The sequence below is a fragment of the Mycolicibacterium insubricum genome (genome assembly GCF_010731615.1).
Classification (GTDB): domain Bacteria; phylum Actinomycetota; class Actinomycetes; order Mycobacteriales; family Mycobacteriaceae; genus Mycobacterium; species Mycobacterium insubricum.
The window spans coordinates 3,916,877-3,930,481 of sequence record NZ_AP022618.1 but is presented as its reverse complement, the minus strand read 5'-3'; the positions used below and the strand labels follow the sequence as shown (position 1 = coordinate 3,930,481).

Genomic DNA, 13,605 nt, shown 5'->3' with positions numbered 1-13,605 from the left:
GCCCGCCGAGGCCGTCGTACCCGCCGCGGTGAGTGGCCGATCCGCGGGTCAGCGCGGGATGAGCTTGCTGCCCACCGTGGCGAACACCCGCTGGTAGCCGGATCCGGTGATCCGCACGATGATGTCCAGCAGCTTCGCGTCCGCGCCCACCAGCACGCGGGCCTGCTTCTTCTGCACCGCCGTCAGGATGATCTCGGCGGCGCGATCCGGGCTCATCCGCAGCGCCCGCTTCTCGAAGACCTCCATGGTCTCGGCGTGGGACTGCGCGTCGATGCCCTCCGCGTGGGTGGCGTTGCGCGCGATGCCGGTCTTGATCCCGCCCGGATGCACGCAGGTGACGGCCACCGGCCGCTTGTGCAACAGCATCTCCTGGCGCAGCGCCTCGGTGAACCCGCGAACGGCGAACTTCGCGGCGTTATAGGCGGCCTGACCCGGCACCGAGAAGATGCCGAACAGGCTGGACACGTTGATCACATGGCCGTCGCCGGACTCGATCAGGTACGGCAGGAACGCCTTGGTGCCGTTGACCACACCCCAGAAGTCGACGTCCATCACCCGCTCGAGATCCTTGAACGTGGTGTCCTCGACGTCGCCGTTGTAGGCGATGCCGGCGTTGTTGTAGATCTGGTGCACGACGCCGTAGTGGGCCTTGACCTCGTCGGCGTACAGCAGGAACGCTTCGCGCTCGGTGACGTTGAGCCGGTCGGCCTTGACCGGCGCGCCGATCTGGTGGACCAGCCGCTCGGTCTCGGCCAGGCCCTCGGTGTCGAGGTCGCTGATGGCCAGTTTCGCGCCGGAACGGGCCAGCTCCAGCGCCAGCGCGCGGCCGATGCCCGAACCCGCACCCGTGATGACGACGACCTTGCCGGCGAAGCCCTTCATGAACACTCCTGAACGGTTGGATTGGCTGAGATCAGGTTAGTCGATACCGGCGGTACCGGACCCGACGGGTGGAGGTCGAAAGAAGGCCTTCTCGCTCGCTACGCTCGCTCGAACGCCTCGTTGAGGATCTCCTGCTGCTCGACGGCGTGCACCTTCGACGACCCCGACGACGGCGCGCTCATCGCCCGCCGGGAGATCCGGCGGATGCCGCGCAGCCGCCCGTCGGGCAGCAGGTCGGGCAGCGCCAAGCCGAACGTCGGCCACGCACCCTGGTTGGCCGGCTCCTCCTGCACCCAGAAGTACTCGCTGACGTTCGGGTACTGGTCCAGGATGTGTCCCAGCCGACGCGGCGGCAGCGGGTAGAGCTGCTCCATCCGGATGATCGCCACGTCGTCACGACCGTCCTTGGCCTTGCGGGCGGCCAGGTCGTAATACAGCTTGCCCGAGCACATCAGGATCCGGGTCACCTTGGTGCGGTCGCCGATGCCCTCCTCGTAGACGGGCTCCTCCAGCACCGAGCGGAACTTGCGGTCGGTGAAGTCCTTCACGTCGCTGACCGCGGCCTTGTTGCGCAGCATCGACTTCGGGGTGAACACGATCAGCGGGCGGTGGATCCCGTCGAGCGCGTGCCTGCGCAGCAGGTGGAAATAGTTGGCCGGGGTGGACGGTTGCGCGACGGTCATCGAACCCTCGGCGCACAGCTGCAGGAACCGTTCGATGCGACCGGAGGTGTGGTCGGGACCCTGGCCCTCGTGACCGTGCGGCAGCAGCAGCACCACATCGGAGGTCTGGCCCCACTTGGCCTCGCTGGAGCTGACGAACTCGTCGATCACCGACTGCGCACCGTTGACGAAGTCGCCGAACTGCGCCTCCCACAACACCAGGGCCTCGGGATTGCCGACGGCATAGCCGTATTCGAAGCCCACCGCGGCGTATTCGCTCAGCGCCGAGTTGTAGATGAGGAACTTGCCCCCGGTCGGGGTGCCGTCCTCGCCCGTGGTCAGCAGCTGCAGCGGGGTGAACTCCTCGCCGGTGTGCCGGTCGATGATGACGGCGTGCCGCTGGGTGAAGGTGCCGCGGCGGGTGTCCTGGCCCGACATACGGATCAGCTTGCCCTCGGCCAGCAGCGTGCCCAGGGCCAGCAGCTCGGCGAACGCCCAGTCGATCTTGCCCTCGTAGGCCATCTCCCGGCGCTTCTCCAGCACCGGCTGCACTCGCGGGTGCACGGTGAAACCGTCCGGGAACCCGAGGTGGGCGTCGCCGATGCGGGCCAACAGCGACTTGTCGACGGCGGTGGTCAGCCCCTGCGGCAGCAACTGCTCGTCGCGCACCGAGGCGCTGGCTTCCGGCGTGTACTTCTCCAAATCCCGGACCTCGTTGAAGACCTGCTCGAGTTGGCCCTGGTAGTCGCGCAGGGCGTCCTCGGCCTCCTTGATCGAGATGTCGCCGCGGCCGATGAGCGATTCGGTGTAGGTCTTGCGGACACCGCGCTTGTGGTCGATCACGTCGTACATGGCCGGCTGCGTCATCGACGGATCGTCGCCCTCATTGTGCCCGCGGCGGCGGTAGCACAGCATGTCGATGACGACGTCCTTGTTGAACTTCTGCCGGAAATCGACGGCCAGCCGCGCCACCCAGTCGCACGCCTCCGGGTCGTCGCCGTTGACGTGGAAGATCGGGGCGCCGATCATCTTCGCCACGTCGGTGCAGTACTCGGAGGAACGCGAACTCTCCGGCGCGGTGGTGAAGCCGATCTGGTTGTTGACGATCATGTGGATGGTGCCGCCGGTGCGGTAGCCGCGCAGCAGGGCGAGGTTCAGCGTCTCGGCCACCACACCCTGGCCGGCGAACGCCGCGTCCCCGTGCAGCATCAGCGGCATCACCGAGAAACCCTCGGGCCCGTCGCCCTTGTTCAGCAGGTCCTGCTTGGCCCGCACCAGGCCCTCCACCACCGGGTCCACGGCTTCCAGGTGGCTGGGGTTGGCGGTCAGCGAGACCTCGATGTCGTTGTCGCCGAACATCTGGATGTAGGTGCCGGTGGCGCCCAGGTGGTACTTCACGTCGCCGGAGCCGTGCGCCTCCGACGGGTTCAGGTTGCCCTCGAACTCGCTGAAGATCTGCGCGTACGGCTTGCCGACGATGTTGGCCAGCACGTTGAGCCGGCCGCGGTGCGGCATCGCGATGACCACCTCGTCGAGGCCGTGCTCGGCGCACTGGTCGATCGCGGCGTCCATCATCGGAATGATGGTCTCCGCGCCCTCCAGCGAAAAGCGCTTCTGGCCAACGTATTTGGTCTGCAGGAAGGTTTCGAAGGCTTCGGCGGCGTTGAGCCGGCTCAGGATGTACTTCTGCTGCGCGACCGTCGGCTTCTCGTGACGGACCTCCACCCGCTCCTGCAGCCAGCGCTGCTGCTCGGGCTCGAGGATGTGGGTGTACTCCACGCCGACGTGCCGGCAGTACGCGTCGCGCAACACCGACAGCACGTCGCGCAGCTTCTTGTACTCCTTGCCGGCGAACCCGTTGACCTTGAACTCGCGGTCCAGGTCCCACAGCGTCAGGCCGTGGGTCAGCACGTCGAGGTCGGGGTGGCTGCGGAACCGGGTCTTGTCCAGCCGCAGCGGGTCGATGTCGGCCATCAGGTGGCCGCGGTTGCGGTAGGCGGCGATCAGCTCGACCACCCGGGCGTTCTTGTCGGTGATCGAATCCGGGTTGTCGGTACGCCAGCGCACCGGCTCGTAGGGGATGCCGAGTTCGTAGAAGATCTCGTCGTAGAACTCGTCGGCGAGCAGCAGCCGGTGCACGGTGCGCAGGAAGTCGCCGGACTCCGCACCCTGGATGATCCGGTGGTCATACGTCGAGGTCAGGGTGATGAGCTTGCCGATGCCGAGCTCGGCGATGCGCTCCTCGCTGGCGCCCTGGAACTCCGCCGGGTACTCCATGGCTCCGGCGCCGATGATCGCGCCCTGCCCGGCCATCAGCCGCGGCACCGAGTGCACGGTGCCCAGGGTGCCCGGGTTGGTCAGCGAGATCGTCACGCCGGAGAAGTCCTCGGCGGTCAGCTTGCCGTCGCGGGCGCGTCGCACGATGTCCTCATACGCCGCGATGAACTGCCCGAACTTCATCGTCTCGCAGTTCTTGATGGCGGCGACCACCAGCGACCGGCTGCCGCCCTTGCCCTGCAGATCGATGGCCAGGCCCAGGTTGGTGTGCGCCGGGGTCACCGTGTTCGGCTTCCCGTCGATCTCGGCGAAGTGCCGGTTCATGTTCGGGAACGACTTGACCGCTTGCACGATCGCGTAGCCCAGCAGGTGGGTGAAGCTGATCTTGCCGCCGCGGGTGCGCTTGAGGTGATTGTTGATGACGATGCGGTTGTCCATCATCGCCTTCGCCGGGATGGCCCGCACGCTGGTCGCGGTCGGCACCTCCAGCGAGGTGTTCATGTTCTTGACGACGGCCGCGGCCGCGCCGCGCAGCACCTGCGCGGAGTCGTCGTCGGCGACTGCCACCGTAGCGGCCGGCCGGCTCGGCGCGGGTGCTGCGGGCGCGGGGCTCGGTGCGGCGGGTGTCGGTGCGGCGGGTGCTGCTGTCGGTGCCGGGGAGGCCGCCGCGGCGGAGGCCGGCGCGGCCCCGTTGCCGGCCAGGGGCTCAGGCTCGTAGTCGACGAGGAAATCGTGCCAACTCGGATCAACCGAGGAGGGATCCTCGCGGAACTTGCGGTACATCTCCTCGACCAGCCATTCGTTCTGGCCGAATGGTGAACTCGTGCTGCTCACGGCCGCTGCTCGCCTCGCTTCATATCAACCGGTTCGGACTGCCCACAGACTCCGTTGCCGACGCGGTGGCACCGCACCGGCGTCATCGCCGGTGTCCAGGCTAGCCCCTCCCGGCTGGTCGGGTGCGGTCACTTCCGACAGTGGAGAAAACAGACGCGCGACGGCCGGAATCCGGGATGCCGGTCAGGCTCCGAGGCTCTCCACGGTGACGTCCGGCAGCGCCCGCAGCGCGCCCGGCCAGCGCTCCGGAGCCGGGCCGAACGCCGCGTCGGCGTTCTTGATGAACCGTCGGCCGATGAGGAAGTTGCCGACCGCACCGACGAGGGCGCCGATGCCCATCGGCAGCACCTTCCCGGCCGTCACCGCGCCGCGCTTGAGCGCCCACTTCTTGGCGAACGTCTTCATCATCCGCGAGTTGAGCTGCGTCATGACCGGCAGCGGCAGCGCCATGGTCGACTCGGTCACCCAGGCGCCCCGGATCCGGCCGGAGCCCAGCACGTTGGCCACCGCGTGCTCGCCGTCCTCACCGGTGAGCACCGCCAGCACCAGGGCGCGGCGGTGCTCGCGGTCGGCGGCGGTGATGCCGTGCACCTCCGCGGTCGCCAGCACGAACACCGTGGTGGCCTCCAGGAACAGCAGCGTCTCGCCGCTGACCGCGGCGAGCGCGGCCAGGGTGCCGATGCCGGGCAGGATGGCCGCGGCGCCGATCGCCGCGCCGCTGGCGACGACGGTGGCCAGGTAGTGCCGGTGGATGCGGGTGATGATCTCGGCCGGGCTGGCGTCGGGGTGCTTGCGCCGTAGCCGGGCGACGTAGGCCCGGATTGCCGGTCCCTGCAGCCGTGCGCTGGTCTCCAGCAGATAGGACAGCAGCTTGGCCGAGGTGCCGGGCGGGGTCGGCTCCGCGGACTGATCCGTCACCGGAGCAGGCAGCTTGTCGGACTTGCGGGTGAACATGGGCGTGCCTCCGTCGGCGTTGTGACCGGACCCCGACCAGGCTAACCCACTTCGGCGATCGTGCTGGTCAGCCGTGCCCCACGGCCCTGTGACCGGGCTCCCGGTCGGCTACCCGGTTGTGATGCCAACGAGGGTTTGCGTATCGTCGCGACCGGTACTTTTCGACGGCGCAGCCGGATTTTCGGCGCCGATCTCGGGATCGTCGGCGGACCGAAACGAGGTGACGATGACGACTCCAGCGGCGAGATCGAAGGCCAGGCACAACCCGTGGCCGGTCCTGTGGGCGATGATGATCGGCTTCTTCATGATCCTCGTCGACTCGACCATCGTCGCCGTCGCCAACGACACCCTGATGCAGTCGTTGCACATCTCCGGCCAGTACGACCGGGTCATCTGGGTGACCAGCGCCTACCTGCTGGCCTACGCCGTGCCGCTGCTGCTGGCCGGCCGGCTCGGCGACCGGTTCGGCCCCAAGAACCTCTATCTGGGCGGCCTGGCGGTGTTCACCGCGGCCTCGCTGTGGTGCGGCCTGTCCGGCTCGATCGAGATGCTGATCGCCGCCCGGGTGGTGCAGGGCATCGGCGCGGCGCTGCTGACCCCGCAGACCCTCTCGACGATCACCCGCATCTTCCCGGCCTACCGGCGCGGAGTCGCGATGAGCGTGTGGGGCGCCACCGCCGGGGTCGCCACGCTGGTCGGACCGCTGGCCGGCGGCGTCATCATCGACCACCTGGGCTGGGCGTGGATCTTCTTCGTCAACGTGCCCATCGGGGTGATCGGCCTGGCCGTCGGCGCCTGGCTGATCCCGACGTTGCCCACCGAACGGCACCGGTTCGACCTGCTCGGGGTGTTCCTGAGCGGCCTGGCCATGTTCCTCATCGTCTTCGGTCTGCAGGAGGGACAATCCCAGCACTGGTCGGCGCTGATCTGGCTGATGATCATCGCCGGCTGCGGCGTGATGGCCCTGTTCGTCTACTGGCAGTCGATCAATCCCGGCGAGCCGCTGGTGCCGCTGCGGGTGTTCCGGGACCCCGATTTCTCGCTGTCGGCCATCGGGGTGGCGGTGATCGGCTTCGCGGTGACCGCGATGGTGCTGCCGCTGTACTTCTACGCGCAGCAGGTGATGGGCCTGAGCCCGACGGGTTCGGCGGTGCTGACCGCGCCGATGGCGCTGACCAGCGGCCTGCTGGCGCCGTGGGTCGGCCGGATCATCGACCGCTCACACCCGGTGCCCGTCGTCGGGTTCGGGTTCGCAACCCTGGCGATCGGGTTGACCTGGCTGTCGGTGGAGATGACGCCGACCACGCCGGTCTGGCGACTGGTGCTGCCGTTCATCGCACTCGGCGTCGGGATGGCGTTCATCTGGTCGCCGCTGGCGGCGACCGCCACCCGCAAACTCCCGCCGGACATCGCCGGCGCCGGCTCCGGGGTGTACAACGCCACCCGGCAGCTGGGATCGGTACTGGGCAGCGCGATGATGGCGGCGTTCATGAGCGCCCGGATCGCCGCGGAACTGCCCGCCGGGATGGCCGGCGGCGGACCGCCGGACTCCGGGACCTCCGCTCAGCAGCTGCCCGCGCCGCTGCTGACGCCGTTCGCCACGGCCTACTCGCAGTCGATGCTGCTGCCCGCGTTCGTCGCGCTGTTCGGGGTGCTGGCCGCGCTGCTGCTCGGCGGGGGAGCGGCCGTGCTGTGGAGCCGCTACCGCGCCGACGCGGACACGTCCGCGCCGCCGGAGGCCAACACCGAGGAACTGATGCCGCTGGGCGCGTTCGCCGACGCCGCGGCGTTCTGGCGCGATCCGGCCGGTACCGGCAGCCCGCCGGCGGCCGACCCGGTCCGGGACCGCTACCCGGCCGACTACAGCCACGCCGATGACGACGACGGCTACGTCGAGTACCTGCTGGACGCACGCCGCGGCGGAATCCCGTCGGCACAGCCGGAATACGCGGTGGAGCCGGAATACGCGGTGGAACCCGACCTGGTCTACGAAGACGTCGAGTACCAGGACGTCACCTACCGCGACGTCGGGCATGAAGACGTTGCGTATGACGACGTCGTGTATGAGGACGTCGTGCATGACGAGGTCGTGTACGAGGACGCCGTCTATCAGGATGTCGTGACCGACGAAGACGCGGCCTACGCGGAAGACCTGACCTACGAGTCGGTTTCGGAGGTCGTGCCCGTTCCACCGGTGCAGGCGCAACCGGAGCTCGACCCGGACACCGGGCCGCTGCCGATCCGGGTGTCCCCCGACGGTGCGCGCCGACCCGATCCGCTGTTCGACCCGATCGATCTGCCTCCCGAAGAGCTGGTCAACAACGGGTTCGTCGGCAGGTACTCCTGGCAGGCGCCGCCGGTCGCGCCCCCGGCCGCGCCGCACGAGTACGTCGATCCGCAGGCGAGCGGCCGGCATTCGGCCGCCGGACCGCGAGCCAACCGTCATTACCGTGAGGAACCGGTCAACCCGCAGGTCTCCGGCCGCCACTACCGGCCCGACGCGTAAGCGATTTCTAGCCCGGATTGTTTGCGGACGGTCCCGGTGTCGCTTCGGCTCCGCCGGCACTCGCTTCGCTCGCGCCACCTCCACCGCATTGATGGTCGGATCCGGCCAGCGTCGGCCCCGCGGGCTCCTCCGCGCTCGCCGAACCGCCCGGGAACAGCACGGCGGCGTTGAGGTAGCCGTCCGGGTCGAACGCCGACTTGATCGTGCGCATGGCCGCGATGTCGACCTGATCGCGGGCCAGCGACAGATAGTCGCGCTTTCGGCTGCCCACGCCGTGCTCGGAGCTGACGTTGCCGTGGTGGGCCGCAATGAGATCCATCATCTGCGTGTACAGCGCACGTTCGGATTCCGGTCGGCAGCGCAGCACGTTCAGGTGCAGGTTGCCCTCGCCGACGTGTCCGAACAACACCGGGATCGCGTCGGGCACCTCCCGCGCCAAAAGCTCCGCAGCCGCCTCCTCGAACGGCTGTACCTGCGAAAGTGGCAGTGACACATCGAATTTCAGCGGCGGACCGAATGCGGCCAGGATCTCGTTGACGGATTCGCGCACCCGCCACAGCCGCGCGCACGAGCTCGCGTCGATACCGACGGCAGGTTCGCCGGCCAGCGGCAGCTGCTCCAGCAGATCCGCGAGCCGCGCGGTCTGGTCGTCGTCGCCGGCCAGTTCGATCAGCAGCATCCAGCGCGCCGAAACCGGAACGGGCACCCCGAGCCGGTCGGCGGCAATCTGGGCGCCGCGCGCGTCGATGAGCTCCAGCGCCGCGATCGTCTCCACGTCGCGCAGGATCCGGCCGGCGTCGACCAGCTCGCCCAGGGTGTCGAACCCCGCGATCGCGGTCACCCGGTGCCGCGGCGCGGGGTGCAACCGGATGTCGAGCGCGGTGATGACACCCAGGGTGCCCTCGGCGCCGACCAACAGGGCCGACAGGTCGTAGCCGGTGTTGTCGCGGCGCACGTCGCTGTGCCGGTGCAGCCGGGACCCGTCGGGCAGCGCCACGTCCAGGCCGAGGATCTGCTCGCCGGTGTTCCCGTAGCGCACGGTGCGCAACCCGCCCGCGTTGGTCGAGGCCATGCCGCCCAGGGTTGCGGTGTCCCGCGACGCCAGATCGACCCCGAAGACCAGCCCGGCCGCGTGCGCGGCGGCCTGCAGCGCGGCGGCGGTCACCCCGGCTCCCACCCGGACCCGGCGCTCGACGGTGTCCACGGCGCCGATCTCGATGAGCCGCTCGGTGGACAGCAACACGTCGTCGTGCTCGGGCACAGTGCCGGCGACCAGCGAGGTGCGCCCGCCCTGCACGGTGACGTGCACGCCCGCGTCGCGGCAGCAGCGCAGCACGGCGGCGACCTCCTCGGCCGAACCGGGCCGCACCAGCGCGCTGGCCCGGCCGGTGTAGCGGCCGGTGTGGTCGACGCTGCGGCCGGCCAGGACGTCGGGATCGGTGCTGAGGAACGACGGCCCGACCACCGTGGCGAGCTCGTCGAGGACGGAAACGGTCACCGGATCAGGTTAGAGGGGAGCGCTCAGGGAGTGTTCGCGACGAGTTCGACGGCCGACCCGTTCCAGCGGAACTTGACCGTCGAGCTGAGTCCGCCGACGCCGCTGGAATAGGTCAGCGCGACGGTGTCCCCGGTGCTCTGGGACGCGTCGAGACCGTTGAAGCCGAAGGTGTCCGGTGCGCCCGAGGAAATGAACTTGCCCTGGTGAAACAGCACGGCGCGGGTATTCGGGTTGGCGGAGTTGGTGTTGGCCTTGACGATGACCGCCGACAGCTGCGCGCATTCGTTGTAGTTGCCGGCCAGCGGCTCGGAGTTCCAGCCCTGTCCGCTGCGCGGGTCTTTGGGCAGGTCGGAGACCGCCCGCGCGATCGCCGGTGCGGCCAGGTTGACCGCGCACGGGTCCGGGGCGCCCGCCTTGGTGGTGGGCGCGGGTGCGGGAGCGGCGGCCGACGGAGAAGCCGGTGCCGCCGCGGCGGTCGACGTCGGTTCCGGGGTGATGGCGACGGTGGAGTCACCGGAGCCGCAGCCGGTCAACCCGACCAGCAGCAGTGCCGCCAGGGAGGTCGCGGCCGGCAAGTAACGCACCGCCGCAGGTTACCGGCTGTCACCGGTTTCTCACCGAGGGGGCGGGACGGCCTGGGCTGCGACTAGACTTTTGCCCCGATGACCGAGTCCCAGCCGGAGTTTCCCGGCGAACCTGTGTCCGCCCCGCCGGCCGAACCCGGCGAGGCCGTTGAGCCTGCCACCGAGGCCGAGCCCGCCGAGGCCGTTGAGCCCGCAGTTGAGGCCGAGCCCGCCCCGGCCGTTGAGGCCGAGCCCGTCGAACCTCAGACCGTGGCGGATGAGCCCGTTGTTGCCGACGAGCCCGTTGCCGAAGAGCCGGCGCCGGAGCCCGTCGCACCCGAGCCCGTCGCACCCGAACCCGCAGCCGTCGCACCCGCTGCGGCTCCCGCGCTCGACGGCGAACCCGCCTTCGCCGACCTCGGGATCCACCCCGACGTGCTGCGCGCGCTGACCGACGTCGGCTACGAGACCCCGTCGGCGATCCAGGCCGCCACCATCCCGGCGCTGATGGCCGGATCCGACGTCGTCGGGCTGGCGCAGACCGGCACCGGCAAGACCGCGGCGTTCGCGGTGCCGATCCTGTCGAAGATCGACCCGACCAGCTCGGCCACCCAGGCCCTGGTGCTGGCGCCGACCCGAGAGCTGGCGCTGCAGGTCGCCGAGGCGTTCGGCCGGTACAGCGCGCACCTGCCGCGCCTGACCGTGCTGCCGATCTACGGCGGCTCGTCCTACACCGTGCAGCTCAACGGACTACGCCGCGGCGCGCAGGTCGTCGTCGGCACCCCCGGGCGGGTCATCGACCACCTGGAGCGCGGCACCCTGGACCTGTCGAAGCTGGACTACCTGGTGCTCGACGAGGCCGACGAGATGCTGCAGATGGGCTTCGCCGAGGACGTCGAGCGGATCCTGGCCGACACCCCCGAGTACAAGCAGGTCGCCCTGTTCTCGGCCACCATGCCGCCGGCCATCCGCAAGATCACCACCAAATATCTGCACGACCCGGTCGAGGTCACCGTCAAGGCGAAAACCGCCACCGCGGAGAATATTTCGCAGCGCTACATCCAGGTCGCCGGACCCCGGAAGATGGATGCGCTGACCCGGATCCTGGAGACCGAACCGTTCGAGGCGATGATCGTCTTCGTCCGGACCAAGCAGGCCACCGAGGAGGTGGCCGACCGGTTGCGGTCCCGCGGATTCTCTGCCGCGGCAATCAACGGCGACATCCCGCAGTCCATGCGGGAACGCACCATCACCGCCCTCAAGGACGGCGGCCTGGACATCCTGGTCGCCACCGATGTCGCCGCCCGCGGTCTTGACGTCGACCGGATCAGCCACGTGCTCAACTACGACATCCCGCACGACACCGAGTCCTATGTGCACCGCATCGGCCGGACCGGTCGCGCCGGACGGTCCGGTACCGCCGTGCTGTTCGTGTCACCGCGGGAACGCCACCTGCTCAAGGCGATCGAGAAGGCCACCCGGTCCAAGCTGGTCGAGGCCGAGCTGCCGACCGTCGACGACGTCAACGCGCAGCGCGTCGCGAAGTTCCGCGACTCGATCACCTCGGCGCTCAGCGCCCCCGGCCTGGAGCTTTTCCGCCGGCTGATCGAGGACTACGAGCGCGAGAACGACGTCCCGATGGCCGATATCGCGGCGGCGCTGGCGCTGCAGACCCGCGACGGTGGGGAATTCCTGATGTCCCCCGAGCCGCCCCCGCCGCCGCGCCGCGAGCGGGACCGGCGCGACGGTTCCGATCGGGGCCCGGTGCGCCGCCCGGGGGAGGGCTACGCCACCTACCGCATCGACGTCGGCAAACGGCACAAGGTGATGCCCGGTGCCATCGTCGGCGCACTGGCCAACGAGGGCGGTCTGCACCGCAGCGACTTCGGCCACATCAGCATCCGGATGGACTTCTCCCTGGTGGAATTGCCGCCGAAGCTGCCGCCGGAGACGGTCAAGGCGCTGCGCAACACCCGTATCCAGGGTGTGCCGATCAACCTGCGCCCCGACACCGGCGGCGGGTTCAGCCGCGACGGCGGCCGGGGCCCGGATCGCGACCGGGACCGCGGCAAGGATCGGGACCGCGGTGCTTCGGGCAAACGCGGCCACCACAAGGACGGCACGTCCGACTGGTCGTCGGGCTCCGGCAAGTCCGACTGGTCGTCGGGCTCCGGCTCGAGTGCAGGCGAGCGGGCCGGCCGGGGCGGCAAGGCGCCGTGGTCCAAGGACGGCAAACCGGACAAGAAATCGTTCAAAAACAAGAAGCACTGATGTTCGCGCCGGTGTCCCAGCGGGTCGACTCGCTGACGGGCATTCGCGCGGTCGCCGCGCTGCTGGTCGTCGCCACCCACGCCGCCTACACGACGGGTAACTACACCACCGACTACCGGGGGTTGTTTCTGTCCCGGATGGAGATCGGTGTGCCGATCTTCTTCGCGCTGTCGGGCTATCTGCTGTTCCGGCCGTGGGTCAAGGCCGCCGCCACCGGGGGACCGGACCCGTCGCTGCGGCGCTATGCCTGGCACCGGGTGCGCCGCATCATGCCGCCGTATGCGGTGACGGTGATCGCCGCCTACATCGTTTATCACTTCCGCGATGTGCAGCCCAATCCCGGCCATACCTGGATGGGGCTGCTGCGCAACCTCACCCTCACCCAGATCTACACCGAAAACTATTCGGATTTCCTGCATCAGGGGATGACCCAGATGTGGAGCCTGGCCGTCGAGGTCGGGTTCTACATCCTGTTGCCAACCATCGCCTATGTGCTGATGGTGCTGTTGTGCCGTCGTCAATGGCGTCCGGGGCTGCTGCTGGCCGGCATCGGCGCGCTCTCGCTGATCTCCCCGGCCTGGCTGGTGCTGTTCCACACCGTCGACTGGCTGCCCGAGGCTGCCCGGCTGTGGCCGCCGACGTATCTGGTGTGGTTCCTCGGCGGGATGGTGCTGACCGTGCTGGCCCAGGTGCGAGCCCGCGGGTACGGATTCGTCGCGGTGCCGCTGGCGTTGCTGTGTTACCTGGTGGTCTCCACGCCGATCGCCGGCGAGCCCACGACGTCGCCCAAACAGCTCTACGAGGCGCTGTTCAAGATCGCCTTCTACGCCATCATCTCGGTGCTGCTGATCGCGCCGCTGGCACTGGGCAACCGGGGCTGGTACGCGGCGTTTCTCGGCAGCCGGCCGATGGTCTGGCTCGGTGAGATCTCCTACGAGATCTTCCTGGTGCACCTGGTGCTGATGGAGATCGCGATGGTCGAGATCCTGCACAAGCCGGTCTACACCGGTTCGATGACGCAGCTGTTCTTCACCACGATGGCGCTGACCATTCCGGTGGCCTGGCTGCTGCACCGGCTCACCCGGGTGCGCGACGAGACACCGGTGCCGAGCGCCGTCGACGTCCGTCATTGACATTTCCCGTCAAACGCCCCAATAC

The 13,605-nt window shown here is 69.1% G+C and carries 8 protein-coding genes and 1 pseudogene; 3 read left to right on the top strand and 6 right to left on the bottom strand.

Going from position 1 to position 13,605, the window contains the following annotated elements; all coding sequences use genetic code 11:
• Window positions 1-48 precede the first annotated feature (48 nt).
• The 4 genes from G6N16_RS18480 to G6N16_RS18465 form a co-directional block, all read right to left on the bottom strand.
• The gene (locus tag G6N16_RS18480; RefSeq protein ID WP_083029212.1) at window positions 49-882 is read right to left on the bottom strand and encodes an SDR family NAD(P)-dependent oxidoreductase; all 834 of its coding nucleotides are present in this window, start codon (window positions 880-882) and stop codon (window positions 49-51) included.
• 98 nt (window positions 883-980) lie between these two features.
• On the bottom strand, window positions 981-4,655 hold the full coding sequence (locus G6N16_RS18475; protein ID WP_083029145.1) for a multifunctional oxoglutarate decarboxylase/oxoglutarate dehydrogenase thiamine pyrophosphate-binding subunit/dihydrolipoyllysine-residue succinyltransferase subunit: 3,675 nt from the start codon (window positions 4,653-4,655) through the stop codon (window positions 981-983).
• Window positions 4,656-4,838: 183 nt separating this feature from the next.
• A complete protein-coding gene (locus tag G6N16_RS18470) occupies window positions 4,839-5,609 on the bottom strand; it encodes a hypothetical protein (protein ID WP_083029144.1) in 771 nt (256 codons plus the stop codon).
• Window positions 5,610-5,717: 108 nt separating this feature from the next.
• Entirely contained in the window at window positions 5,718-5,915 is a 198-nt protein-coding gene (locus G6N16_RS18465; protein ID WP_163787705.1) for a hypothetical protein, read from the bottom strand.
• Here G6N16_RS18465 and G6N16_RS18460 point away from each other — a divergent pair.
• Window positions 5,836-8,115, top strand: coding sequence for an MFS transporter (locus G6N16_RS18460; protein ID WP_110810698.1), 2,280 nt, complete (start codon window positions 5,836-5,838; stop codon window positions 8,113-8,115). The two genes, G6N16_RS18465 and G6N16_RS18460, sit on opposite strands and share 80 nt — an antisense overlap.
• A 151-nt stretch (window positions 8,116-8,266) precedes the next feature.
• On the opposite strand, the pseudogene G6N16_RS18455 reads toward G6N16_RS18460, so the two are convergent.
• A pseudogene (locus G6N16_RS18455) lies at window positions 8,267-9,613 on the bottom strand (FAD-binding oxidoreductase); the annotation flags it as partial.
• Window positions 9,614-9,636: 23 nt separating this feature from the next.
• Complete coding sequence (locus G6N16_RS18450; RefSeq protein WP_083029142.1) at window positions 9,637-10,197, bottom strand: LppP/LprE family lipoprotein; 561 nt, start codon at window positions 10,195-10,197, stop codon at window positions 9,637-9,639.
• Window positions 10,198-10,275: 78 nt separating this feature from the next.
• Here G6N16_RS18450 and G6N16_RS18445 point away from each other — a divergent pair, with 78 nt between their 5' ends.
• Complete coding sequence (locus G6N16_RS18445) at window positions 10,276-12,447, top strand: DEAD/DEAH box helicase (protein WP_234805704.1); 2,172 nt, start codon at window positions 10,276-10,278, stop codon at window positions 12,445-12,447.
• A complete protein-coding gene (locus tag G6N16_RS18440; RefSeq protein WP_083029141.1) occupies window positions 12,447-13,580 on the top strand; it encodes an acyltransferase family protein in 1,134 nt (377 codons plus the stop codon). The genes G6N16_RS18445 and G6N16_RS18440 overlap by 1 nt, the downstream gene beginning before the upstream one ends.
• Window positions 13,581-13,605 lie beyond the last annotated feature (25 nt).

What these genes read in the sequence shown, in the direction of transcription:
- G6N16_RS18445 (WP_234805704.1), top strand. Translation starts at nt 10,276, where the DNA reads ATGACCGAGTCCCAGCCGGAGTTTCCCGGCGAACCTGTGTCCGCCCCG.
- G6N16_RS18460 (WP_110810698.1), top strand. Translation starts at nt 5,836, where the DNA reads ATGACGACTCCAGCGGCGAGATCGAAGGCCAGGCACAACCCGTGGCCG.
- G6N16_RS18465 (WP_163787705.1), bottom strand. Translation starts at nt 5,915, where the DNA reads ATGAAGAAGCCGATCATCATCGCCCACAGGACCGGCCACGGGTTGTGC.
- G6N16_RS18480 (WP_083029212.1), bottom strand. Translation starts at nt 882, where the DNA reads ATGAAGGGCTTCGCCGGCAAGGTCGTCGTCATCACGGGTGCGGGTTCG.
- G6N16_RS18440 (WP_083029141.1), top strand. Translation starts at nt 12,447, where the DNA reads ATGTTCGCGCCGGTGTCCCAGCGGGTCGACTCGCTGACGGGCATTCGC.
- G6N16_RS18470 (WP_083029144.1), bottom strand. Translation starts at nt 5,609, where the DNA reads ATGTTCACCCGCAAGTCCGACAAGCTGCCTGCTCCGGTGACGGATCAG.